General features: G+C 73.0%; 22 protein-coding genes. 10 read left to right on the top strand and 12 right to left on the bottom strand.

The window, feature by feature from the left end; all coding sequences use genetic code 11:
- Nucleotides 1–19: 19 nt before the first annotated feature.
- The 5 genes from ACH4LD_RS17760 to ACH4LD_RS17740 all read right to left on the bottom strand — a co-directional run bounded on the left by ACH4LD_RS17760 (nucleotide 20) and on the right by ACH4LD_RS17740 (nucleotide 2,254).
- Nucleotides 20–316, bottom strand: a complete 297-nt coding sequence (locus ACH4LD_RS17760) for a hypothetical protein (RefSeq protein ID WP_398056988.1) — start codon at nucleotides 314–316, stop codon at nucleotides 20–22.
- 176 nt (nucleotides 317–492) lie between these two features.
- Complete coding sequence (locus ACH4LD_RS17755; protein ID WP_398056987.1) at nucleotides 493–774, bottom strand: hypothetical protein; 282 nt, start codon at nucleotides 772–774, stop codon at nucleotides 493–495.
- 37 nt (nucleotides 775–811) lie between these two features.
- Nucleotides 812–1,117 (bottom strand): hypothetical protein, encoded by a 306-nt coding sequence (locus ACH4LD_RS17750; protein WP_398056986.1) that lies wholly within the window; start codon nucleotides 1,115–1,117, stop codon nucleotides 812–814.
- 100 nt (nucleotides 1,118–1,217) lie between these two features.
- Entirely contained in the window at nucleotides 1,218–1,805 is a 588-nt protein-coding gene (locus tag ACH4LD_RS17745) for a TIGR03086 family metal-binding protein (RefSeq protein WP_398056985.1), read from the bottom strand.
- 2 nt (nucleotides 1,806–1,807) lie between these two features.
- Nucleotides 1,808–2,254 carry a DUF6010 family protein gene (locus ACH4LD_RS17740; protein ID WP_398056984.1) on the bottom strand — a complete coding sequence of 149 codons (447 nt, stop codon included), beginning with the start codon at nucleotides 2,252–2,254 and terminating at the stop codon, nucleotides 1,808–1,810.
- A 222-nt stretch (nucleotides 2,255–2,476) separates the two neighbouring features.
- On the opposite strand from ACH4LD_RS17740, the gene ACH4LD_RS17735 reads away from it, so the two are divergent.
- Nucleotides 2,477–3,709 carry an MFS transporter gene (locus ACH4LD_RS17735; protein WP_398056983.1) on the top strand — a complete coding sequence of 411 codons (1,233 nt, stop codon included), beginning with the start codon at nucleotides 2,477–2,479 and terminating at the stop codon, nucleotides 3,707–3,709.
- Nucleotides 3,710–3,959: 250 nt separating this feature from the next.
- Here ACH4LD_RS17735 and ACH4LD_RS17730 read toward each other — a convergent pair whose 3' ends face one another.
- Nucleotides 3,960–5,123 (bottom strand): hypothetical protein, encoded by a 1,164-nt coding sequence (locus ACH4LD_RS17730; protein WP_398056982.1) that lies wholly within the window; start codon nucleotides 5,121–5,123, stop codon nucleotides 3,960–3,962.
- 70 nt (nucleotides 5,124–5,193) lie between these two features.
- Nucleotides 5,194–6,135 carry a 5-dehydro-4-deoxyglucarate dehydratase gene (locus ACH4LD_RS17725; RefSeq protein WP_132784046.1) on the bottom strand — a complete coding sequence of 314 codons (942 nt, stop codon included), beginning with the start codon at nucleotides 6,133–6,135 and terminating at the stop codon, nucleotides 5,194–5,196.
- Nucleotides 6,136–6,346: 211 nt separating this feature from the next.
- On the opposite strand from ACH4LD_RS17725, the gene ACH4LD_RS17720 reads away from it, so the two are divergent.
- The 7 genes from ACH4LD_RS17720 (at nucleotide 6,347) to ACH4LD_RS17690 (ending at nucleotide 13,754) form a co-directional block, all read left to right on the top strand.
- A complete protein-coding gene (locus ACH4LD_RS17720; protein ID WP_132784045.1) occupies nucleotides 6,347–7,156 on the top strand; it encodes an NAD(P)-dependent oxidoreductase in 810 nt (269 codons plus the stop codon).
- Between the two features lie 285 nt (nucleotides 7,157–7,441).
- The gene (locus ACH4LD_RS17715) at nucleotides 7,442–8,212 is read left to right on the top strand and encodes a DeoR/GlpR family DNA-binding transcription regulator (protein WP_398056981.1); all 771 of its coding nucleotides are present in this window, start codon (nucleotides 7,442–7,444) and stop codon (nucleotides 8,210–8,212) included.
- A 94-nt stretch (nucleotides 8,213–8,306) separates the two neighbouring features.
- Nucleotides 8,307–9,677, top strand: coding sequence for an ABC transporter substrate-binding protein (locus ACH4LD_RS17710; RefSeq protein ID WP_398056980.1), 1,371 nt, complete (start codon nucleotides 8,307–8,309; stop codon nucleotides 9,675–9,677).
- Nucleotides 9,674–10,612, top strand: a complete 939-nt coding sequence (locus tag ACH4LD_RS17705) for a carbohydrate ABC transporter permease (RefSeq protein ID WP_398056979.1) — start codon at nucleotides 9,674–9,676, stop codon at nucleotides 10,610–10,612. Before ACH4LD_RS17710 ends, ACH4LD_RS17705 begins: the two co-directional genes overlap by 4 nt.
- Nucleotides 10,609–11,436, top strand: coding sequence for a carbohydrate ABC transporter permease (locus ACH4LD_RS17700; protein ID WP_103812978.1), 828 nt, complete (start codon nucleotides 10,609–10,611; stop codon nucleotides 11,434–11,436). The genes ACH4LD_RS17705 and ACH4LD_RS17700 overlap by 4 nt, the downstream gene beginning before the upstream one ends.
- Nucleotides 11,433–12,422, top strand: a complete 990-nt coding sequence (locus tag ACH4LD_RS17695) for a zinc-dependent alcohol dehydrogenase family protein (RefSeq protein ID WP_398056978.1) — start codon at nucleotides 11,433–11,435, stop codon at nucleotides 12,420–12,422. Before ACH4LD_RS17700 ends, ACH4LD_RS17695 begins: the two co-directional genes overlap by 4 nt.
- A 135-nt stretch (nucleotides 12,423–12,557) precedes the next feature.
- On the top strand, nucleotides 12,558–13,754 hold the full coding sequence (locus tag ACH4LD_RS17690; protein ID WP_398056977.1) for a TerD family protein: 1,197 nt from the start codon (nucleotides 12,558–12,560) through the stop codon (nucleotides 13,752–13,754).
- Between the two features lie 93 nt (nucleotides 13,755–13,847).
- Here the strand turns inward: ACH4LD_RS17690 and ACH4LD_RS17685 are convergent, their stop codons facing one another.
- On the bottom strand, nucleotides 13,848–14,420 hold the full coding sequence (locus ACH4LD_RS17685; RefSeq protein WP_132784039.1) for a TetR/AcrR family transcriptional regulator: 573 nt from the start codon (nucleotides 14,418–14,420) through the stop codon (nucleotides 13,848–13,850).
- 149 nt (nucleotides 14,421–14,569) lie between these two features.
- On the opposite strand from ACH4LD_RS17685, the gene ACH4LD_RS17680 reads away from it, so the two are divergent.
- On the top strand, nucleotides 14,570–16,015 hold the full coding sequence (locus ACH4LD_RS17680; protein ID WP_398056976.1) for an MFS transporter: 1,446 nt from the start codon (nucleotides 14,570–14,572) through the stop codon (nucleotides 16,013–16,015).
- Between the two features lie 134 nt (nucleotides 16,016–16,149).
- Here ACH4LD_RS17680 and ACH4LD_RS17675 read toward each other — a convergent pair whose 3' ends face one another.
- Both ACH4LD_RS17675 and ACH4LD_RS17670 read right to left on the bottom strand, forming a co-directional pair.
- Entirely contained in the window at nucleotides 16,150–17,604 is a 1,455-nt protein-coding gene (locus ACH4LD_RS17675; RefSeq protein WP_398056975.1) for an alkaline phosphatase PhoX, read from the bottom strand.
- A gap of 188 nt (nucleotides 17,605–17,792) precedes the next feature.
- A complete protein-coding gene (locus tag ACH4LD_RS17670; RefSeq protein WP_398056974.1) occupies nucleotides 17,793–19,220 on the bottom strand; it encodes a hypothetical protein in 1,428 nt (475 codons plus the stop codon).
- A gap of 265 nt (nucleotides 19,221–19,485) precedes the next feature.
- Between ACH4LD_RS17670 and ACH4LD_RS17665 the strand changes: the two genes are divergently transcribed.
- Complete coding sequence (locus ACH4LD_RS17665) at nucleotides 19,486–21,321, top strand: endonuclease/exonuclease/phosphatase family protein (RefSeq protein WP_398056973.1); 1,836 nt, start codon at nucleotides 19,486–19,488, stop codon at nucleotides 21,319–21,321.
- A gap of 123 nt (nucleotides 21,322–21,444) precedes the next feature.
- Here the strand turns inward: ACH4LD_RS17665 and ACH4LD_RS17660 are convergent, their stop codons facing one another.
- Complete coding sequence (locus ACH4LD_RS17660) at nucleotides 21,445–21,978, bottom strand: DUF3618 domain-containing protein (protein ID WP_398056972.1); 534 nt, start codon at nucleotides 21,976–21,978, stop codon at nucleotides 21,445–21,447.
- Nucleotides 21,975–22,394: a phage holin family protein gene (locus tag ACH4LD_RS17655; protein ID WP_132784033.1), complete on the bottom strand. Its 420-nt coding sequence runs from the start codon at nucleotides 22,392–22,394 to the stop codon at nucleotides 21,975–21,977. The genes ACH4LD_RS17660 and ACH4LD_RS17655 overlap by 4 nt, the downstream gene beginning before the upstream one ends.
- Nucleotides 22,395–22,447 lie beyond the last annotated feature (53 nt).

Raw genomic sequence — 22,447 nt, 5'->3', positions numbered from 1 at the left:
AAGAAGTCGGACGGGGTGCTCAGACGCTGTGGATGTGGCCGTCGACGGCGGTGAACGCGGGCCGGCCGAAGACGGCGGCGGCCCGGGCGGCAGCCTCCGGCGTCAGGTGCGCCTGCCAGCGGTGTTCGCTCCAGTGAAGCACGTCGGGGTCCGCCTCGCACGGGAACAGGCCGGTGCGGGCGGAGAGTTCGGTGAGCGCGGCGCAGGGCGCCCCTGAAGTCCAGGACGCCCTCAAGGAAGGCGTGGGCGGTGAGAAGCGGATCGGCGATGGGGTACCGCCCGGCCGGGCGGAGCCGAGACCGGGGGAGGTCGGCACGTGGAGGGAAGATCCAGATCGCGGTGGTCCGCGCCGGAAGCGTGTGCCACTGCGACGCGGCGAACGTGCGGGGCCCCCGCGTCCACCTCCACCTCGGCGTCCCCTCCCGACCGCAGGTACCCGGAGCCGGGCCGGCCGGGGCCGGGGTGCGGCACCTGCTGTCGCACCGGCACCGGTCAGATCTCCATCACCGCGTCGCAGTCCGGGCACACCAGGGGCGCGTACGCGGCCGGGTACCAGGGCTCCCCGGGGGGCCCGGAAGGACTCGGGGGAGCCTTCGTCATGGCGAAGGTGTCCTTGCCGCACAGGGTCCGCGGGCCGGCGGCGCCGGACCTGCCGGGGGCGGCGGGCGCCGCGTGCACCCTGCGGGGAGGCCGTTCGGCGTCGGGCGGTCCGGCCGCGGGCACACGTGCGGCCACGGGCTGTTCCAGCTCGTACACGACGACGATCCCGCTCATGTCTCCACCGTAGGCGCGGCGGCCCGGTGTGGCCCGTTCACCCGCCGGTGGCGCCGGGCAGGCCGAGTTCGCGGCCGTGGTAGAAGCCTTCGCGCTCCTCGGCGACGTAGGGGGCCATGGCCGCCCGCCGCCGCGCCTCCGCCTCGGAGGCCCGCCACGCGTCGCACGCCTCCCGGGAGTCCCAGAACGAAACCCCGGTGATCTCCTGTCCGTCCTCGGACCAGTACGCGTAGGCCCGGTGCAGGCCCTGTGGTGCGGGCTCGGGGCGCCAGGCACCCTCGAAGTCCTCCAGCGTGCCCGGCTGAAGGCGGCGCGTCGTCACCCACACGTAGTGCTCCCGCATGGCGGCTCCCTCCGTACCCGTTCGGCTCGCCCCCCTCTCAGGGTCACCGTAGGCCCGATGCGCCGCCTCCGCCGCCCGGCCCGGGTCCGGCCGGCGGGGGTCAGGCCCGGTGCGGCCACGCCGGGTTCCGCCCGCTGAGACCGACGGCCCGGTCCAGCGCAGGTGCGTCCGCGGGGACCGGGACGACCGGACCGAAGAGGCCGTCGCCGCGGTCGGGGTCGTCGGCCGCGGCCCGGAGGAAGGCGAGGGCCGAGTCGAGGGCGGCCGGGTCCGGGGCGTAGTCCTGGCCGGTGGCGCGGGCCAGGTCCCAGCCGTGGATCACCAGCTCGTCGGCGACGACGGCGCCCGCGACCGCGCCCGGCAGGTCCACCCCGCCGGCGCGGGTGTCGCCGGTCCAGGCGGCCGGGTCGCGCCAGGCGTCGGCCAGCGCGTCCAGCGCCTTCGGCAGCTCCTCGCGCCAGCCGGGGCCGAGGTCCCAGGCGGCGGCGTCCGGGGTGCTGTCGGTGGTCGTGCCGAGGTCCTTGCGGGCGGCGTCCCGGAAGGCCACGGACAGCATCAGCAGGTGGCCCAGCAGATTGCGCACCGCTCGTCCCGGGCACGGTGTGGCGGCGGTGAGCTGCCCGTCGGTCACCGACTCGGCGAGCCGGGCCACGATCCTGGTCTGGGGGCCGAGATCCACCATGGTCATGCTCACTCCTTCAGGGTGGCGCTCTCCGTACGAAGGGGTGACCGGCGGGCCTCCGGAAACTCATCGGTGCGGCGCGACCACTCCCACGGCGCACGGCCGCCGCCGAGGCACCAGAGGGCGATCACCGGGTCGCACAGCGCGCAGCCGAACGACGAGTCGTGCGCGAAGGGGACGATCGGGTGGCCCTTGAGGTGGTGGACGACGTCCCACGCGGTGTGCAGCAGCCAGCCGACGCCGATGAACGTCCAGGAGTCCAGTCCCTTGTAGGCGACGTAGGTGGCGACCGCCGTGAAGGCGAACTCCCAGCCGCCGAGGCCGCCGCCGCTGAGGTAGGCGGCCCCGGCACCGGCCACCATGACGGCGTTGAGGCGGCGGCGGTGGGGTTCCGGGACGAGGGACATGAGGGTGACGTAGAGCAGGCCGATGAGGAGGGGGGCGAGGTAGCGCATGCGGTCGACGGTAGGTTTCCGGGCCCCGGCGCCCCAGGGGCTCCCGTGCCAGGTTCCGACGGATTGTCGCCGCCCCGCGTCAGGCCGTGTTCCCCCGTCGGCGTGCCGCCCAGGGCCGGGGACGACGCCGGGCGCGGGCGTCCGCCGTACCTGGGGCGGCTTGTGAACCTAGGGAACCCGCCCGATACGCCGCCCCCCGCCTTAGGGCCACGATGACCGGGCATGACGACTTCCTGGACCGTGTCCCGCGTGCTGCGGGACCGCAACGCGGGGCTGTGCCTCACCGGCCTGGTGGTGTCCGCCTTCGGCACCTCCTCGCTGTGGCTGGCGTCGGGCGTGTGGGTGAAGGAGCTGACCGGGTCGGACGGACTGGCCGCCCTGTGCCTGCTCGCGATGTGGGCACCCACCCTGGCCGGCCCGGCGCTCGGCACGCTCGCCGACCGGTTCCGCCGAAAGCCGCTGCTCATCACGGTGAACCTGGGCCTCGCGGCGCTGCTGCCCGCGCTGTTCGCCGTCGACTCCCCCGGCCGTCTGTGGCTGCTGTTCGCCGTCCTGGTGGTGTACGGCGCGGCCGGTGCCGTCCATGACGCCGCCGAGTCGGCACTGCTGACGGCGGCGGTCGGCCCGGATCTGCTCGGTGACGTCAACGGGCTGCGGATGACGCTCACCGAGGGCATGAAGCTCGTCGCCCCGCTGACCGGGGCGGGCCTGTACACGATCTGGGGCGGCCCGGCCGTGGCCTGCCTGGACGCCGTCACCTTCCTCCTCGCCGCCGGGCTCTGCGGCCTGCTGCGGGTGCGCGAGGAACGGCCCGTGCGGTCCGCCGACGGCTGGCGGCAGCAGACGGCGCAGGGGGTCCGGCACCTGTGGGGCCACCCCGTGCTGCGCCCGCTGGTCCGGGCGGGCGGTACGACGATGCTGCTGACGGCGCTGAGCAGCACCACGGTGTACGCCGTGGTCGACCGCCTCGGCCACTCCCCCGCCTACACGGGCGTGCTGTACGCCGCCCAGGGCGCCGGTTCGGTGACGGCGGGGCTGCTCGCCGGCCCGGCGCTGCGCAGGCTGGGCGGGCGGCGGTTCGCGGCGGCCGGGATCGCGCTGACCGGGGCCGCGGTGGTGGCACGGGCCGTGCCGTGGGACCCGGTGACCCTGGCCACCAGCGTGGCGTGCGGTCTGGGCCTGCCCTGTGTGCTGGTCGCCGCGCTGACGGCGGTCCAACGGGAGACCCCCGGCCCGCTGCTGGGCCGGGCGACGGCCACCGCCAACACGCTGCTCTTCACCCCGAACGTCGTCGGCCTCGCCCTGGGGGCCGGCCTGGTCGAACTGGCCGGCCCCGGGCTGCTGCTGCCGCTCTACGGCCTGGCACTGCTCCTGACGGCGCTACCGCTGACCCAGCGCACCGCGAACACCCCCCGGACCACCGCCGGCTCCCCGTCCGACATCAACCCGGCGTGACAGAACCCCAGTTCCGCCGCGCCTCCCACACACGCGCGTACCGCCACCCGCCCGGCCGCTCAACGGCCCGGCACCGCTGCCGACCGCTCAGCGCGCCGCCAGTGCCTCCCGGACCGCCGCCAGGTCACCGTCCGACGCCAAGCCGGCTTGACAGAACCGCAGTTCCGCCGCGCCTCCCACGCGCGCGTACCCACGACCCGCCCCGGCCACCCAACGGCCCGGCACCACTCCCGGCACCGCTGACGACCACTCAGCGCGCCGCGAGTGCCTCCCGGACCGCCGCCAGGTCACCGTCCGACGCCAAGCCGGCGTGGTAGAGCCGCAGTTCCGTCGCGCCTTCGGCACGCGCGCGTGCCGCGTCCGCCGTGAGCGTGCCGGGGCTGCCGCCCATCCCCGCGACGACCGTGAAGTTGGCGGCCAGCACGGTGTTCTCGCGCGCCTGCCCGGCGAAGGGCGCCAGCAGGGCCGTACCGCCGGTGCAGGGCACCACCACGCCGTCGGCCACGGACAGGATGTGGGCGGGGTCGACACCGACGTTGGCGCCGCAGTGGTACGGGACCGGGTCGGCGTGCAGCAGGATCTGGAAGCCGTCCGGCGCTGCGGCGCGCACGGCGGTGACCGCCTCCTCCTGGAGGGTGCGGGCGGTGGTGTCGCGCCACGCGCGCGTGGCGGCGGCCGTGTCCTCGCCGAGCAGCTTCTCCACGGTCGGCCAGCCCCCGTCGTCCGCGGCGCCCCGCCACAGCGGCTCCAGCGCCTCGCGTACGGCCCCGGCCAGCGCGTCGGCGTCCAGGCCCTGCTCGCCGTAGCCGGTGCGGCAGGACAGGCAGAAGCACAGGGACATCAGGTACTGCCCGGCGTCCCCGAGGCCGACGCCCGCGGTCTTGTCGTGGGCGTGCAGGTGCTGGAGCCCGTACCAGCCGAGGGATTCCAGTTCGGTGCCGTGCGCGCCGGGGCGCACGGCGGCCTCGGCGGCCAGGTCGACCAGGTACGCGCGCGTGGCGGGCTGGGCGACGCAGGGCGCCCACGGGTAGCGGTCGCCGTAGGCGTTGACGACCGAGGTGTCCGGATGTTCGGCGCCCAGCCGGGAGTTGTGGGCGAGGACGACCCAGGTGTGCACCTCCAGGCCGGCCGCGGCGAGGGCTTCGGCGGCCTCGCCGTAGGCGTTGCCGGGGGCCCAGCGGCCGGCGGGGTAGGGCCGCAGGCCGCGACCCGCCCAGCGGTCGCCCGGCGGGTAGAGGACGGCGGCGTACTCGGCGGTGACGATGCGGTGGCGGGGGTGGCGGGGGGTGAGGGCACGGGTGGAGTGGTAGGCGGAGGCCAGGGTCACCTGCTCCACGCCGAGTCCCGCGATCCGCTCCGGGGCGGCGGGGTCCCCGTTGACGTCCCAGGGGTAGACGAACGCCGACGCCTTCACGCGTCCCCCTCCGGCAGGGCGTGGCGGTCCTCGCCCACGCATCCCTCCGGCAGGGCGTGGCCGTGCTCGCTCACGCGTCCTCCTCCAGCAGTTCACAACCGCGTTCGATGAGCCGGGCGAGTTGCTTGACGTGCTCCTCGGCCGGCTCGTGCAGCGGGGGCCGGACCTCGCCCACCTCCAGGCCGCGCAGCCGTACCCCGGCCTTGACGAGCGAGACGGCGTATCCGCGGCCCTGGGCGCGCAGTTCGACGAACGGGCGGTAGAAGCCGTCCAGGAGGCGGTGGGCGGTGGGCAGGTCGCCCGTCTCCAGCGCGCGGTGGAAGGCGAGGGCGATCTCCGGCGCGAAGCAGAACACCGCGGAGGAGTACAGGGTGATGCCGAGGGCGCGGTAGGCGAGCTGGGTCTGCTCGGCGGTGGGCAGGCCGTTGAAGTACAGGAAGTCGCCGGGGACCTCGGTGCGGACCGCGCTCACGATCCGCTGCATGAGGTCGAGGTCGCCGAGGCCGTCCTTGAGGCCGATGACGCCGTCGGTGCGGGCCAGTTCGACCACGGTCGCCGGGGTGAAGACGGCGTTGTCGCGCTGGTAGACGATGACGGGCAGGTCGGTGGCGGCGGCGACCTCCCGGTAGTGCCGCAGCAGGCCCTCCTGGCCGGCGAGCACGAGGTACGGCGGCATGGCGAGGAGGCCGTCGGCACCCGCACCGGCGGCGAGACGCGCGTAGCGGACGGCGAGGGCGGTACCGTACCCGGCGCCCGCGACGACCGGGACCCGCCCTTCTGCCGCCTCGACGGCCGCCCGGACGCAGGCCTCGAACTCCTCCGGCAGCAGCGCGTGGAACTCCCCGGTGCCGCAGCAGGCGAAGACGGCGGCGGCACCGGCCGCGACACCGCGGCGCACATGGGTGCGGTAGGCGTCCAGATCGAGTGAGCCGCCGGGGCCGTAGGCCGTGACGGGGAAGAACAGCGGCCCGCGGGGATCGCTGAGCCGTTCGGTCAGAGGGGCTGGCGTCACGGACTCTCCCTTGAGACACGCCGGTGCATGTTTCTGATCCACGTCCATATTTCTGAACGTGACCACGCTAAAGGGCCTTCTTGCGGCGGGTCAAGCGGGCAAACTCGCACGACGGGAGCGAAATCCCCGTCGTCACGCGACACTTGACGGTGCCGGGCGAACTCTCTAGCGTGTCCACGTATGTGAATACCGGCCACAAGGAGAACCGAGGATGCCCGCTCCCCGCACGATCCTGCTCACCGGCGCCGCCGGCGGGCTCGGCACCCTGATGCGGTCCCTGCTGCCGGAGTACGGCTACACGCTGCGCCTGTTCGACGTGCGCCCCGTCGAGGGCGAGCCGGACGCGATCACCGCGGACCTCGGCGACACGGAGGCGCTGCGCGAGGCGGTGCGGGGCGTGGACGCGGTCCTGCACCTCGCGGGGATCTCCCTGGAGGCACCCTTCGAGAAGATCCTCAGGTCGAACATCGAGGGCACCTACAACCTGTACGAGGCCGCCCGCCTCGAAGGCGTACCGCGGATCGTCTTCGCCTCCTCCAACCACGCCGTCGGCTTCACCCCGGCCCCGCGCGCGGGCGAGCCACTGATCCCCGTCGACACCCCGCGCCGCCCGGACACCTTCTACGGCCTGTCGAAGTCCTTCGGCGAGGACCTGGCCCAGCTCTACTGGGACAAGCACGGCCTGGAGACCGTCTCCGTGCGCATCGGCTCCTGCTTCCCGGAGCCCACCAGCGTCCGCATGCTCTCGGTGTGGATGAGCCCGGCCGACGGCGCCCGCCTGTTCCACGCGGCCCTGACCGCCGAGGAGGTCGGCCACACGGTCGTCTACGGCTCCTCCGCCAACACCCGCCTGTGGTGGGACCTGACCACCGCGCGGGCGCTCGGTTACGACCCCCAGGACGACTCCGAGCCGTACGCCGAGAAGCTCATCGCCGAACAGGGCGAGCTGGACCCGGAGAACCCGGCCCACGGCCACCTGGGCGGGCACTTCGTGAACGACCCGCCGATCTGGCCGTACTGACCCCTCCGCCGGCTCTCCGGGTGGCACCCGGCGGCCGGAAACGATCGTCCACGCGCGCGGGCGGGCACCGAACGGGCCCGCCCGCCGCCGTGTCCGGGCATCCGCCGTGCCCGATCCCACCCCGCCCCGGAAAGCCGCGCAGGTCCGCGACGGGCACGGTCCGCGTGAAGCGGGCACAAGCGGGCAGTATCGGGCCCGCAACAGACCTGGTCAGCGCCGCACGCCGGCGGTAGAACTTCCCCCAAGGGCCCGAACGGGCAGGTCCACAGGGAAGTGGGTGACGACATGACCACCAGGACGGCGGAAGAACGCCAGCGCGAGATCGTGCGGGCCGCCCGCGCCACCGGCTCGGTGGACGTCACCGCGCTCGCCGCCGACCTGGGCGTGGCCAAGGAGACCATCCGGCGCGATCTGCGCGCCCTGGAGGACCACGGCCTGGTCCGCCGCACCCACGGCGGCGCCTATCCGGTGGAGAGCGCCGGGTTCGAGACGACCCTCGCCTTCCGCGCCACCAGCCACGTGCCCGAGAAACGCCGGATCGCCGCCGCGGCGGCCGAACTGCTCGGGGACGCCGAGACCGTCTTCGTCGACGAGGGCTTCACCCCCCAGCTCATCGCCGAGGCGCTGCCCAGGGACCGGCCGCTGACCGTGGTCACCGCGTCCCTGCCGGTGGCGGGCGCCCTCGCGGAGGCCGACCAGGTCTCCGTGCTGCTGCTCGGCGGCCGGGTCCGCCCCGGCACGCTGGCCACCGTCGACCACTGGACGACGAAGATGCTGGCCGGCTTCGTGATCGACCTCGCCTACATCGGGGCCAACGGCATCTCCCGCGAACACGGCCTGACCACCCCCGACCCGGCGGTCAGCGAGGTGAAGGCACAGGCCGTCCGGGCCGCCCGGCGCACGGTCTTCGCAGGCGTGCACACCAAGTTCGGCGCGGTCAGCTTCTGCCGGTTCGCGGAGATCGGCGCGCTGGAGGCGATCGTCACCAGCACCCTCCTGCCGGCCGCCGAGGCTCACCGCTACTCCCTGCTGGGCCCGCAGGTCATCCGGGTCTGATGCTCCCACTCGTCCCCCGTCCAGGGGCGTTCCTCACCCCCGAGCGCCCCTTATGCCCCCGTTCTTCCACCTTCCCCACTCTCAGGAGCGATCCATGCGCACCCCGAGCCGACGGAGGCCGCGAGCCACGCTCGCCCTGGCCGCCGCAGGGACGCTGCTCGCCCCGCTGCTCTCCGGCTGCTGGGCCGGTGCCGGCGGGACCGGTTCCGGCGGCGACTCCATCAACGTCCTGATGGTCAACAACCCGCAGATGACCGAGTTGCAGAAGCTGACCGCCGCCCACTTCACCAAGGACACCGGCATCAAGGTCAACTTCACGGTGCTGCCCGAGAACGACGTCCGCGACAAGATCAGCCAGGACTTCGCCAACCAGGCCGGCCAGTACGACGTGGCCACCCTGTCCAACTACGAGATACCGATCTACGCCCGCAACGGCTGGCTGCACGAGATGGACTCCTACGTCACCAGGGACCCGTCGTACGACGAGCGGGACGTGCTGAAGCCGATGCGCCAGTCCCTCACCGGCGACGACGGCAAGCTCTACGGACAGCCCTTCTACGGCGAGTCGTCCTTCCTGATGTACCGCAAGGACGTGTTCGCGGCGAAGGGCCTGACCATGCCCGAGCGTCCCACCTGGCGGCAGGTCGCCGACCTGGCCGCGAAGGCGGACGGCGCCCGGCCGGGCATGCGGGGCATCTGCCTGCGCGGACTGCCCGGCTGGGGCGAGCTGATGGCACCGCTGACCACGGTCGTGAACACCTTCGGCGGCACCTGGTTCGACAAGGACTGGAAGGCGCGGCTGGACTCCCCGGCCTTCGAGAAGGCGACGAAGTTCTACGTCGACCTCGTCCGCGGGCACGGCGAGTCCGGCGCCGCCCAGTCCGGCTTCGCCGAGTGCCTGAACAACATGACCCAGGGCAAGGTCGCCATGTGGTACGACGCCACCTCCGCGGCCGGACTGCTGGAGGCGGCCGGCTCCCCCGTCAAGGGGAAGCTCGGCTACGCCCCGGCCCCCGTCGAGCGCACCACGTCCTCCGGCTGGCTCTACACCTGGGCCTGGGGCATCCAGCAGGCCTCCCGCAACCCCGACAAGGCGTGGAGGTTCGTCTCCTGGGCGTCGGGCAAGGGCTACGAGCAACTGGTCGGCGAGACCAGCGGCTGGTCGAACGTCCCGGCGGGCAAGCGGGCGTCGACCTACACCAACGCCGACTACCGCAAGTCGGCCGCCGCGTTCCAGGAGATGACCAAGGAGGCCATCGAGAGCGCCCGGCCCAACGACCCCGGCGTGCAGCCGCGCCCCGCGCCCGGCATCCAGTTCGTCGGCATCCCCGAGTTCACCGACCTCGGCACCAAGGTCTCCCAGGAGATCAGCGCGGCCATCGCCGGGCGCCAGTCCGTCGGCGCGGCCCTGAAGAAGTCGCAAGCGCTCGCCGAGAAGATCTCCAAGGAGTACGAGGGACGATGACAGCGACGACCACGGCCCCCCTCACGGCCGCACCCGCACGGACGTTCAGGCAGCCCTCGGCCCGGCTGCGCGCCTGGGCCACCCGCGCCCCGCTCCTGCCGGCTCTCGTCTTCATGATCGTGGTGACCCAGCTGCCCTTCGTGGCCACACTGGTGATCTCCTTCTTCGACTGGAACGCCCTCTACCCCAAGGCCCGCCGCTTCACCGGCCTGGACAACTACCGCCAGGTGCTCACCGACGCCGGCCTGCGCCACTCGGTGTGGACGACCGTGCTGCTCACGGCGGCCGTGGTGCTGGCCAGCCTGGTCCTCGGGCTGGTGCTGGCGCTGCTGCTGGACCGGCGGTTCCGCGGCCGGGGCATCGTCCGCACCCTGCTCATCGCCCCCTTCCTGGTGGTGCCGGTGGCCGCCGCGCTGCTCTGGAAACATGTGCTCTACAACCCCGAATACGGCTTGCTCAATGGGTTGCTGCACTATGTGGGCGGGCCACAGCCGGACTGGGTCTCCCGCACCCCGCTGCTCGCGGTCGAGGCCTCCCTGGTGTGGCAGTGGACGCCGTTCATGATGCTGATCCTGCTGGCCGGGCTGCAGAGCCGGGACCAGCAGCAGATCGAGGCCGCGCGGGTCGACGGCGCGAGCGACTGGCAGATCTTCCGCCATCTGACCCTGCCCCACCTGCGCCGCTACCTGGAACTGGGCGCGCTGCTCGGGTCGATCTACATCGTCCAGAACTTCGACGCGGTCTTCACGATCACCTCCGGCGGCCTGGGCACCGCCAACCTGCCCTACACCGTCTACCAGAGCTTCTACCAGGCCCATGAGAACGGCCTCGCCTCGGCCGCCGGCGTCCTGGTGGTCATCGGCTCGATCGTCATCGCCACCTTCGCCCTGCGCGTGGTGTCGTCCCTGTTCCGCGAGGAGGTGTCCCGCGCATGACCGCCGTACTGCGTCGAGGCGGTGTCGGCCTGGTGGCCTGGCTGGCCGGCATCGTCTTCTTCCTGCCCATCGCGTGGATGGCCCTGACGTCCTTCCACTCCGAGGCGGACGCGGCGACCAACCCGCCGTCCTTCACCGCCTCCTTGACCCTCGACGGCTACCGCGAGTTCTTCGGCAGCGGCGGCGGGGCGAGCCCGTGGCCCGCGCTGGTCAACTCCACGGTGGCGTCGGTCGCCTCGACACTTCTGGTCCTGCTGCTGGCCCTCCCGGCGGCCTACGCGCTGTCGATCCGGCCGGTGCGGAAGTGGACCGACGTCCTGTTCTTCTTCCTGTCCACCAAGATGCTGCCGGCCGTGGCGGGCCTGCTGCCGATCTACCTCTTCGCCAAGAACGCCGGGATGCTCGACAACATCTGGCTCCTGGTCGTCCTGTACACCTCCATGAACCTGCCGATCGCGGTGTGGATGATGCAGTCCTTCCTCGCCGAGGTGCCGGTCGCGGTCATCGAGGCGGCACGGGTGGACGGCGCCCGGCTCCCGGTGATCCTCGCGCGCGTGGTGGCCCCGATCGCCCTGCCCGGCATCGCCGCCACCGCCCTGATCTGCTTCATCTTCAGCTGGAACGAACTGCTCTTCGCCCGAGTCCTGACGGGCGTGGTCGCCGAGACCGCCCCCGTCTTCCTGACCGGCTTCATCACCAGCCAGGGCCTGTTCCTGGCCAAGGTGTGCGCCGCGTCGCTCGTCATCTCCCTGCCGGTGCTCGCCGCGGGGTTCGCCGCCCAGGACAAGCTGGTCCAGGGCCTGTCGTTGGGAGCCGTGAAATGAAGGCCGCCGTCATCGAGTCCGTGGGCCGCGCCGTCGTCACCGAGGTGCCCGACCCGACGCCGGGCCCCCGGGAGGTGGTCGTCGAGGTCGCGGCCTGCGGTCTGTGCGGCACGGACCTGCACATCCTCCAGGGCGAGTTCGCGCCCAAGCTGCCGATCGTCCCCGGGCACGAGTTCGCGGGCGACGTCGTCGGCGTCGGCACCCAGGTCACCGAGGTGGCCGTCGGCGACCGGGTGGCCGTGGACCCCTCGCTCTACTGCTACGAGTGCCGGTACTGCCGTACGGGCCACAACAACCTGTGCGAGCGGTGGGCGGCGATCGGCGTGACGACGGCGGGCGGCGCGGCCCGGTACGCGCTCGCCCCGGTCGCCAACTGCGTCAAGCTGCCCGACCACGTCCGCACCGAGGACGCGGCCCTGGTGGAGCCCCTGTCCTGCGCGGTCCGCGGCTACGACGTCCTCCGGGCCCGCCTGGGCGCCCACGTGCTGATCTACGGCTCCGGCACCATGGGCCTGATGATGCTGGAGCTGGCCAAGCGGACCGGCGCGGCGAGCGTGGACGTGGTCGACGTCAACCCGGCCCGACTGGAGACGGCCCGCCTGCTCGGCGTCTCGGCGTCCGCGGCGAACGCCGACGAACTGGACCGCCCGCGGGGCTGGGACGTGGTGATCGACGCGACCGGCAACGCGGCGGCGATCCAGGACGGCCTGGACCGGGTCGCGAAGGCGGGCACCTTCCTCCAGTTCGGGGTCGCGGACTACGCGACGCGGGTGACGATCGACCCGTACCGGATCTACAACCAGGAGATCACGATCACCGGCTCCATGGCGGTGCTGCACAGCTTCGAGCGGGCGGCCGAGCTGTTCGCGAACGGCGTGCTGGACCCGGGCGTCTTCATCAGCGACCGGATCCCGCTGGAGCGGTACCCGCAGGCGCTGGAGCAGTTCGCGGCGGGGGTCGGGCGGAAGATCGTGGTGGTGCCCTGAACCGGCTCGGGGTCGGACCCTGAGGCGATCGGGGGGTCGGGCCCTCGGCCGATCGGGGGGCCGGACCCTGAGCCGATCGGGGGATGGGTAAGGGAACGGTAAAGCGGTGTCGTTCGTTCTCCCGGCATGACAGCTATGACCCCTGGCTCGAACATCCCCCTCCCGGCCGCGCGCGTGACGGTGGACGTCTCCGCTCCGGTGCGGCTCGACGTGTCGGGCCTGCTGCTCACCGGCGACGGCAAGGTGCGCTCCGACGACGACTTCATCTTCTACAACCAGCCCACGGGGCCGGGCGTGACGTACCGGTCGGGCGGCGGTGCGGCGCCGGACGCGGTCACGGTCGACACGGCCGCCGTACCGCCGGAGATCGAGAAGATCGTCGTCACGGCCAGCCCGGACGCGGCCGGCCAGACCTTCCAGGGCATCGAGCCGACGGCCACGATCCGGGACGCCGACGGCGGCGCCGTGCTGGCCACGTTCACCCCGCCGCAGCTCGGCGGTGAGACCGCGCTGGTGGTCGTGGAGATCTACCGCCGGGGCGGCCAGTGGAAGGCGCGGGCCGTCGGACAGGGGTACGCCGACGGGCTCGCGGGCATCGCGACCGACTTCGGGGTGACGGTGGAGGAGCCGGCCCCGGCCCAGGCCGCGCCGACCGCCCCGCCCCAGCCGGCCGCCGCCCCCGTGGCTCCCCCGCAGCCGGCCGCCGCCCCGCCGCAGCCGGTGGCCACGCCGCCCGCTCCCGCGCCGGGCGCCGGGAAGATCAACCTGGACAAGGGCCGGGTCAGCCTGCAGAAGAACCAGACCGTGTCCCTCATCAAGGGCGGCCGGCCGCTGCTCTCCCAGGTGCGGATGGGCCTCGGCTGGGAGCCGGCGTTCCGCGGCAAGGACATCGACCTGGACGCCTCGGTCATCGCCTACGGCCCGCAGCGCAACCACATCGACAGCTGCTACTTCGGCAAGCTGACGATCCTGAACGGCGCGATCCGGCACTCCGGGGACAACCTGACCGGCGAGGGCGGGGGCGACGACGAGGTCATCACGGTCGACCTCGGCCGGCTGCCCCAGGAGGTCACCGGCCTGGTCTTCACCGTGAACTCGTTCTCGGGACAGAAGTTCACCGAGGTCGCCAAGGCGTACTGCCGGCTGGTCGACGCCTTCTCGGGCGAGGAGCTGGTCCGCTTCGACCTCACCGGCGCCGAGCCCCGGACCGGCGTCATGATGGCCAAGCTCATCCGCCAGTTCTCCGGCGAGTGGGACATGACGGCGATGGGTGAGTTCGTGAAGGCCCGCACCGTGCGGAACATGGTGGAGCCGGGGGCTCGCGCCCTGTAGTCCGGTGGGGAGCCCGGGCTGTGCCGGGGACTCGCTGTCGTCCCGACGGCGGTCACCCGGTCACCGCTCCGCCGCGACCGGGCGACCACCACCTCAGCCGGCCCGCAGGCCCTCCGTCAGCAGCCCCAGGTAACGCCGGATCTCCCGCTCCCCCACTCCGGCCAGCTCCGCCGCCGAAGCCACTCCGTGGGCCAGGCGCAGCACCTCGATCGGCTCCACGTCCCCCCGCAGCGCACCCTCCGCCTGTGCCGCCTCCACGAGCCGGGTCACCGCACTCTTCACCACGGTCCCGCACGCCGTCAGCGCCGCCGCGCTGCTGTGCTCCGTCACCGCCGAGCTGAGCAGGGCCTTCATCCCCCGCACCTGAAGGGTGCGGACCGCCAGCTCGTACAGCCACTCCATGAGCGCCTCGCCCGGTGGCCGTTCCTCCGCCAGCTCGTCGGCGCGCGCCCCGAGCGCCTCGATCCGGTCGACGTATGCCGCCTCCAGCAGCGCCTGCCGGGTCGGGAAGTGCCGGTAGAGCGTGCCGGAGCCGACGCCCGCCCGCTTGGCGATGTCGTCGAGTGACGCGTTCTCCCCGTGCTCGGCGAAGGCCTCGGCCGCGACCTTCAGCAGCCGCTCGTAGTTGCGCCGAGCGTCCGCGCGCATGGGTCTGCCCTGCGTCATCCACTCACTCCTTGCAAACCGGGGACTCTCTCCGTATCTTATCGAGCACTAAACGGAGACAGTCCCCGCTTACCGCCGTCATGCTTGGCGGGCAGCTCACCCCTGCCCGGACATCCGCGTGCCCGGGGACGCCAGACCGGGAGACCGTCATGTCCACCCCGTCCGCCCCCATCGCCTCGCCGACCACCGAAGCCTCCACCGCGACCGCGCCACCGGCGCGGCTCGGCACCACGCTCCTCGTCATCGTCACCGCCTACCTGATGGTCGGCGTCGACTCCACCGTCGTCAACGTGGCGCTGCCGGACATCCAACGTGGCCTGCACTTCAGCCGCACCGGCCTGTCCTGGGTCCTCAACGCCTACACCCTCGCCTTCGGCGGCCTGCTGCTGCTCGGCGGACGGATCGGCGATCTCCTCGGCCGCCGCCGCACCCTCACCGCGGGCGTCCTGCTGTTCGCCCTGTCCTCCCTGCTCGGCGGCCTCGCCGCCGACGGCGCCTGGCTGCTCGTCGCCCGCGCGTCACAGGGTCTGGGCGCCGCCCTGATCGCCCCGAGCACCCTGGCCCTGATCACGACCGGCTTCCCCGAGGGCCCGCGCCGGCACCGCGCGCTGAGCGTCTACTCCGCCATGGCCGGCGTCGGCGGCTCCGTCGGCCTGGTCCTCGGCGGCATGCTCACCTCGTGGGCCTCGTGGCGCTGGGCACTGCTCGTCAACGTCCCCATCGGTCTGGCCCTGGCCGTCGCCCTGCCCCGGTTCGTCCCCGAGACCCCGCGCCACACGGGCCGCTTCGACCTGCCCGGCGCGCTGACCGGAACGGCCGGCACGACCTCGCTGGTGTACGCGTTCATCCGGGTCTCGCAGGGCGGCTGGGGCGACACCCGGGCGCTGCTCGGCTTCGCCGCGGCGGCCGTCCTGCTCGCCGGCTTCCTGCTGGTGGAGTCCCGCGCGGACCAACCGGTGCTGCCGCTGCGCCTGTTCGCCGACCGCGACCGGGCCGGCGGGTACGCGAGCATCCTGCTGCTGCCCGCGGGGATGTTCGGCGCCTTCTACTTCCTCACCCTGTTCGGCCAGCAGGTGCTGGGCTACAGCCCGCTGCGCGCCGGTTTCGCGTTCCTGCCGATGACCCTGGTGATGTTCACGACCGTGCGGCTGGTGCCCCGGCTGCTGGCCCGGTTCGGCACCAAGCCGGTGCTGCTCACCGGCATGTCCCTGGCCGCGCTCGGCAGCGGCTGGCTGGCCCGGCTGGAGCCCGGGGACGGCTACACGGCCGGGCTGCTCGGGCCGCTGCTCCTGGTGGGCCTGGGCGTCGGCCTGAGCTTCATGCCGCTCAACGCGACGATCCTGGCCGCCGTCACCCCCAGGGACGCGGGCGCGGCCTCCGGACTGCTCCAGACCCTGCAGTGGCTGGGCGGCACGGTCGGCCTGGCCGTCCTGGTCACGGTGTACGGCACGACCACCCGGCACACCACCGGCTCCCCCGGCGCCGTCCTCACCCACGGCGCCGCCCACGCCTTCGCCGCCGGCGCCCTGATCACCCTGGCCGGCCTGCTGCTCGCGGCGACGGTCCTGACCGGCCGGCGCGAGCCGGTGAAGTGACCGCGGCCCGCACGCCACGGCGTGTGTGACGCGGCGCCCGAAGACGCGTGGCCCGTTCCCACAGCCGCCCGTACGAGGATCACCCTCGGAGGGGGCAGCGGGAACGAGCCGGCGCGTCAGTCACCGAGCAGGGCTCAGTCGCACTTCTGGCGCTTCCAGGGGCCGGTGATGGCGAGCATGATGCCGGGCGTCTGGATGTTGGCGAAGAGGGTCTTGCCGTCGGGCGAGAAGGTGACGCCGGTGAACTCGCTGTACTCCGGCGCCTCGGCGGTGCCGATGTTCAGCTCGTTGCGGGCGATCGGGTAGGTCCGGCCGCTGTCGGTGGCGCCGAACAGGTGCTGAACGCCCTCGCCGTCCTCGGCGATGACCAGGCCGCCGTACGGGGAGACGGTGATGTTGTCGGGGCCGTCGAAGGCGCCGTCCTTCGCCGGGTCCGGGTTCACGCCGAGCAGCACCTTCAGCGTCAGCGTGCGGCGCTTGGGGTCGTAGAACCAGACCTGGCCGTCGTGCTGGACGGGGCTCTCCTGGCGGGCGTAGGAGGAGACGACGTAGACGCCGCCGTCGCCCCACCACATGCCCTCCAACTTGCGGGCGCGGGTGACCTGGCCGTCGGTGAACTGCTTGCGCACCGAGACGGTCTTGGCGTCACGGTCGGGGACGTCCACCCAGTCGACGCCGTACACGGTGCCGATCTTCGTGGCCCGGGACAGGTCGTCCACGAACTTGCCGCCGGAGTCGAAGCACTTGAACGCCTGGAGCACGCCCGCGTCGTCGGCGAGGGTGCGCAGCTTGCCCCGGCCGTGGCGGAAGCCCTCCGGCGGGGTCCAGCGGTAGAACAGGCCGTTGGGACCGGAGGCGTCCTCGGTGAGGTAGACGTGCCCGCGCTTGGGGTCGACCACGACGGCCTCGTGGGCGTAGCGGCCCAGGGCCTTGATGGGCTTGGGCTCGCGGTTGGCCCGGCGGTCCTCCGGGTCGACCTCGAAGACGTAGCCGTGGTCCTTGGTGAAGCCGTTCTTGCCGGCCTTGTCCTCGGTCTCCTCGCAGGTCAGCCAGGTGCCCCAGGGGGTGCTGCCGCCGGCGCAGTTGGTGGCGGTGCCGGCGATGCCCACCCACTCGGCGACCTCGCCGCCGCGGCGGACCTCGACGACGGTGCAGCCGCCGGCCGCCGCCGGGTCGTAGACCAGGCCCTCGGTGAGCGGCACCGGGTACGGCCACTGGGCGCGGGCGCCGGCCAGCTCGTGGTTGTTGACGAGGAGGGTGGTGCCGCGGGGCCCCTCGAAGGTGGCCGTGCCGTCGTGGTTGGACGGGGTGAACTCGCCGGACTCCAGCTTGGTCCTGCCGCTGTACGTGATGATCTTGTACGAGAAGCCGGCGGGCAGGGCGAGGATGCCCTTGGGGTCGGCGATCAGCGGGCCGTAGCCGACGCCGTGGTGGTGGCCCCCGTGCGCGGACTCGGCCTCGGCGCTCTCGGTGTCCGTGGCGGCGAGGGCGTTCGGCGCGGTGGCGAGGGCGCCGACGCTGCCCGCCAGGGCGACCCCGGCACCGGTGATCGCGGATTTCCTGGCGAAGTCCCTGCGGGTGAGCGACATGGTGTCTCCTGTGACGACGGTGGTAGTGCCGTGGAGGGTGGGGGGCCTCGGTTCGGCGCACACGCTCCCGCCCACTTGTGAACGTGAGTTGAACGCCGGGCTACTTCACCGGTCCTTGTTCAAGAATCCGTACGCACTACCCCATCGCCAGCAAAAGGCACCGGTCGGGCCGCCGACCGGGCGGGCTCTCAACTCCCTTGCTGCGAACGCGCCTTGAACGCCGCCTTCCGCGCCTGCTTGGCCACCTTCTTGTCCGGGTGCAGCCGCCCCATCGCGTCCAGGACCTCGGCGGTGTCGGGGTGCTCCACCCGCCAGGCCGCCGTGAAGAACCCGCTGTGCTGGGCGGCCAGCCCCTCCACGAGGGCCTGGAGTTCCTCGGAGTTGCCCTCGGCCGCGAGCTGTGCGGCCAGCGTGTCGACGGTCAGCCAGAACACCATGTCCTCGGACGGCGCCGGCACTCCGGCGGCGCCCCGCTCGCTCAGCCACACCCGGGCCAGCCCGCCCAGCTCGGGGTCGTCCAGCACCTCGCGCAGCGCGGGCTCGGCCTCGGCGCCGACCAGCGACAGCGCCTGCTGGCAGCGGAGCCTGCGCAGCGGGGCCCCGGCGTCCGCGCCGCGCGCCGCCGCCAGCAACTCGCGTGCGGCCGCGAGCGGTTCGCGGCGGGCCAGCCACTGCTCGGTCTCGGCCCGGGCGGCGGACTGGCCGAACCGGGCGGTGCCGTCGAGCAGGACGTCCGCGCCCTTGTCGGCCAGGTCACCGACGGCGGGCGCCTCGAACCCGGCCTCCAGCAGCCGCGCCCGCAGCCCGTACGCGCCGAGCGGGGTGAGGCGCACCATGCCGTAGCGGGCGACATCGGTGTCGTCGACGGTCGCCGCGGCTTCCTCGTCGGTGTCGGCCATCAGCGCCTCGTCCACCGGCCGGTAGTCCACGAGTCCGACCGGCTCCAGCACCCGGAACTGGTCGTCCAGCCGCATCATCGCGTCGGAGACCTGCTCCAGGACGTCGTTGGTGGGTTCGCCCATGCCGTCGGGCGCGATCACGGAGGCGGCGAGCGCGGGCAGCGGGACGGTGGCGTCGCCGGGGCCGTCCTCACTGACGGTCAGCAGGTAGAGGTTGCCCAGGACGCCGTCGAGGAACCTCGCCTCGGCCTCCGGGTCCCAGCCGAGTGACGAGAAATCGACCTCGCCGCCCTCGTCCAGCGCGTCGACCAGGTCGTCCAGGTCGGGGACGGTCGCGTCGGCGATGACGGTCTCCAGCGCGGCCAGCCACACGGCGAGCACGTCCCGCGGGGAGCCGCCGGTGAGCAGCTTCAGCTCCTCCCCGGCCCGGACGGTGCCGGCCTCCTCGTCCACGATCTCGACCAGACCGGCGTCCACGGCGACCCGCCAGGCCTCGCTCGCGTACGCGGCGGCGTCGTCCCCGGTCAGTCCGAGCAGTTCGACGGCGGCCGGCAACTGCTCCTCGACCAGCCCGCCGCCGGCGTCGACGCGGGTGCCGGGCCCGGCCCAGCGGGCGAGGCGGACCGCCCGGGAGAGCAACGGCGTGGACAGCGCGGCGCGCGCCAGCTCCGCTTCGGGATGCAGCCGTACGGGCGGCAGGGGGGAGCTGTCTGACATCGGCTGGTTCTCCTCGGACCGTGAACGGGCTCAGCCGCTCAGCCTAGACGGATTTCCACCCATGCCGCCCGGTTCATCTCACCGTGAGCGGCCGGACATGGCCGAAACCTTGACAACTCCCCGGGGCAGGCAGGAGATTGACGCGCGTAGAAGTTGGGGGGACAACTGTTCACTCGGCTCTACGCGTGTCACAGAGGGCTACGACCTCCACACGCTCCCGTTCCACCCTCGTCCCGGCGCATCGTCACGTCCCCGGAGGGATCCCTTGCCGAGCAGGTCTTCCGCGCGCCTCGCCGCGCTCACCGTCGCCACCGTCTGCAGCGCGGCGGCGGTCAGCCAGATAGTCGCCCTCCCCACACCCGCGCACGCCGACTCGGTGCGTGTGCACGACATCCAGGGCACGACCCGGATATCCCCGTTCGCCGGTCAGAAGGTGACGGACGTGCCCGGCATCGTCACGGCCACGCGCACGTACGGCTCCTCCAGGGGCTTCTGGCTCCAGGACCCGACCCCGGACGACAACCCGGCCACCAGCGAGGGCGTGTTCGTCTTCACCAGCTCCACGCCGAAGGTGGCGGTCGGTGACGCGGTGAAGGTGACCGGCACGGTCTCCGAGTACGTCCCCGGCGGCACCTCCTCCGGCAACCAGTCGCTGACGGAGATCACCAAGCCGGTGATCACCACCGTCTCCACGGGCAACGCGGTCCCGGCGCCGGTCGTCGTCGACGAGGACGCGGTGCCGGACGCGTACGCGCCCACCGGCGACGCCGCCGCGGCCAACTCGATCAACGGCCTCCCCCTGGACCCGTCCGCGTACGCGCTGGACTACTACGAGTCCCTGGAGGGCATGAACGTCCAGGTCGCCGACGCCCGCGTGGTCACCGCGACCGACCCGTACAGCGAGCTGTGGGTCACCGTGAAGCCCTGGGAGCACCGCAGCCGCCGCGGCGGCACGGTGTACGGCTCCTACGACTCCCAGAACACCGGCCGGCTCCAGATCCAGTCGCTGGGCTCGACCGCCGACTTCCCGAAGGCGAACGTCGGCGACACCCTGGAGGGCACCACCACCGGCCCGCTGGACTTCAACCAGTACGGCGGCTACACCCTCGTCGCGAGCGAGCTCGGCACGCTGAAGAGCGCCGGTCTGGAGCGCGAGACGACACGGAAGCAGTCGGGCCGCGAGCTGGCGGTGGCGACCTACAACGTCGAGAACCTCGACCCGTCGGACGCCACCTTCGACCAGCACGCCTCCGCGATCGTGCACAACCTCCAGTCGCCGGACATCGTGTCCCTGGAGGAGATCCAGGACAACAACGGCGCCAAGGACGACGGCACGGTCGACGCGGACCAGACCGTGACCAAGCTGATCGACGCGATCGTGGCGGCGGGCGGCCCCCGGTACGACTGGCGCTCGGTCAACCCGGTCAACGACCAGGACGGCGGCGAGCCCGGCGGCAACATCCGCCAGGTGTTCCTGTTCAACCCGGAGCGCGTGTCCTTCGTGGACCGCGCGGGCGGCGACTCGACGACCGCCGTCGGCGTCACCAAGGTGCACGGCAAGGCGCAGCTGACGGTCTCCCCGGGCCGGATCGACCCCGCGAACGCGGCCTGGAGCAACAGCCGCAAGCCGCTCGCGGGCGAGTTCGTCTTCCGCGGCAAGACCGTCTTCGTGATCGCCAACCACCTCAACTCCAAGGGCGGCGACCAGGGCCTCACCGCGCAGTACCAGCCGCCGGTGCGCAGCTCGGAGATCCAGCGGCACGCCCAGGCGACCGAGGTGAACGCGTTCGTCAAGGACATCCTGTCCGCGCAGAAGAACGCGGACGTCATCGCGCTCGGCGACATGAACGACTTCGAGTTCTCCGAGACCGCGGCGATCCTGGAGGGTGACGGCGAGCTGTGGTCGGCGATCAAGTCGCTGCCGAAGAGCGAGCGTTACACCTATGACTACCAGGGCAACCAGCAGGTCCTGGACCAGATCCTGATCAGCCCGGCGATCCGCCGCGGCTGCGACTTCGAGTACGACAGCGTGCACATCAACTCGGAGTTCAACGACCAGATCAGCGACCACGACCCGCAGGTGCTGCGGTTCCGTCCGTGACACAACGGCGGGACCGGCCCGGGTTCACGCCCGGGCGGTCCCGCCGTCCCGTACTCACCGACCGCGGCTCACTGGCAGCAGCTCGGTGACAGAGGCCCACCGGCAGCAGCCCCGCGGCAGCGTTCACTGGCAGCGGTCGATGCGGCGCCAGAGCACGGCCGCGCCGACGACGGCGGCGCCCGCCGCGCCGATGATCAGCACCGGCCGGGGGTGCCGCATCGCGGCGCTCACGGCGGACCGCACCGGGCCCGGCACCCGCGCGTCGTGCTCCATGGTGTGACCGGCGTGGGCCGCCCGGTCCCGCAGGGCGTGCCGGCTGTGTCCGGCTCGTTCCTGCACCAGGTGCCCGGCCTTGGTCATCCGTTCCTGCGCGGTGTGGCCGGCCCGCGCGGCGCGGTCCTGCACCAGGTGGCCCGCCTTGGCCGCCCGGTCCTGCACCCCGTGCCCCGCCTGGGCGGCGCCGGCGCGCAGCTGGACGGTCATGGCGCCGGCCTTGTCCCGAAGGTCGGCGGCGCGCGCCCGGGCCCGGCCCTTCACATCGGCCCGGTCCACCAGCTGGGCGACGGTGTCACCGAGCTGGCTCCGGGTGTGTTCGATCTGCCGCCGCAGCTCGTCGGGGCCCTTGGCGCCCGAGCCGTGCGGGTTCCTGTGCGTCATCGGTGTGCCCTTTCCCTGATGGCGTCGACGTCGGCCCTGACACTGCCGAGGGTCTTCTCGGGCGTGGGCGGGGCGGCGCGGCGCAGCTGGGTGCGGCCGGTCGCGGCCAGCAGGCCGGCGACGGCGAAGAACACCGCTGCCACGATCAGCGCCGCCGCCCACACGGGCAGTGCCAGGGAGAGGGCGGCGGTGGCCGCTCCGGCCAGGGTGATCAGTCCGACGTAACCGACGGCGCCGGCGGCGCCCAGCAGGCCGCCGCCGCGGCCGGCCCGGCGTCCCTTCTCGGCCAGTTCCTCCTTGGCGAGGGCGACCTCCTGGCGCAGCAGCCGGGAGAGCTGTTCGGTGGCCCGGCCGACGAGTTCGCCCGTGGAGGGGTGCCCGTCGGCCGCGGGCCGGGTGTGCGGGGTCACGGTCACGGTGTTCCGCCTCCTCTCAGTGCGGAACCTCCGGGTACCCGGGCCGAAGGTCG

It is taken from the genome of Streptomyces sp. NPDC017676 (assembly GCF_044329325.1).
Taxonomy (GTDB): domain Bacteria; phylum Actinomycetota; class Actinomycetes; order Streptomycetales; family Streptomycetaceae; genus Streptomyces.
Note: the sequence above shows the minus strand (reverse complement) of the source record. Positions and strands in the feature narration are given on the sequence as shown.

What these genes read in the sequence shown, in the direction of transcription:
- ACH4LD_RS17740 (WP_398056984.1), bottom strand. Translation starts at nt 2,254, where the DNA reads ATGCGCTACCTCGCCCCCCTCCTCATCGGCCTGCTCTACGTCACCCTC.
- ACH4LD_RS17685 (WP_132784039.1), bottom strand. Translation starts at nt 14,420, where the DNA reads ATGACGCAGGGCAGACCCATGCGCGCGGACGCTCGGCGCAACTACGAG.
- ACH4LD_RS17745 (WP_398056985.1), bottom strand. Translation starts at nt 1,805, where the DNA reads ATGACCATGGTGGATCTCGGCCCCCAGACCAGGATCGTGGCCCGGCTC.
- ACH4LD_RS17735 (WP_398056983.1), top strand. Translation starts at nt 2,477, where the DNA reads ATGACGACTTCCTGGACCGTGTCCCGCGTGCTGCGGGACCGCAACGCG.
- ACH4LD_RS17690 (WP_398056977.1), top strand. Translation starts at nt 12,558, where the DNA reads ATGACCCCTGGCTCGAACATCCCCCTCCCGGCCGCGCGCGTGACGGTG.
- ACH4LD_RS17755 (WP_398056987.1), bottom strand. Translation starts at nt 774, where the DNA reads ATGAGCGGGATCGTCGTCGTGTACGAGCTGGAACAGCCCGTGGCCGCA.
- ACH4LD_RS17720 (WP_132784045.1), top strand. Translation starts at nt 6,347, where the DNA reads ATGCCCGCTCCCCGCACGATCCTGCTCACCGGCGCCGCCGGCGGGCTC.
- ACH4LD_RS17675 (WP_398056975.1), bottom strand. Translation starts at nt 17,604, where the DNA reads ATGTCGCTCACCCGCAGGGACTTCGCCAGGAAATCCGCGATCACCGGT.
- ACH4LD_RS17660 (WP_398056972.1), bottom strand. Translation starts at nt 21,978, where the DNA reads ATGACGCACAGGAACCCGCACGGCTCGGGCGCCAAGGGCCCCGACGAG.
- ACH4LD_RS17670 (WP_398056974.1), bottom strand. Translation starts at nt 19,220, where the DNA reads ATGTCAGACAGCTCCCCCCTGCCGCCCGTACGGCTGCATCCCGAAGCG.
- ACH4LD_RS17680 (WP_398056976.1), top strand. Translation starts at nt 14,570, where the DNA reads ATGTCCACCCCGTCCGCCCCCATCGCCTCGCCGACCACCGAAGCCTCC.
- ACH4LD_RS17700 (WP_103812978.1), top strand. Translation starts at nt 10,609, where the DNA reads ATGACCGCCGTACTGCGTCGAGGCGGTGTCGGCCTGGTGGCCTGGCTG.
- ACH4LD_RS17750 (WP_398056986.1), bottom strand. Translation starts at nt 1,117, where the DNA reads ATGCGGGAGCACTACGTGTGGGTGACGACGCGCCGCCTTCAGCCGGGC.
- ACH4LD_RS17695 (WP_398056978.1), top strand. Translation starts at nt 11,433, where the DNA reads ATGAAGGCCGCCGTCATCGAGTCCGTGGGCCGCGCCGTCGTCACCGAG.
- ACH4LD_RS17710 (WP_398056980.1), top strand. Translation starts at nt 8,307, where the DNA reads ATGCGCACCCCGAGCCGACGGAGGCCGCGAGCCACGCTCGCCCTGGCC.
- ACH4LD_RS17715 (WP_398056981.1), top strand. Translation starts at nt 7,442, where the DNA reads ATGACCACCAGGACGGCGGAAGAACGCCAGCGCGAGATCGTGCGGGCC.
- ACH4LD_RS17705 (WP_398056979.1), top strand. Translation starts at nt 9,674, where the DNA reads ATGACAGCGACGACCACGGCCCCCCTCACGGCCGCACCCGCACGGACG.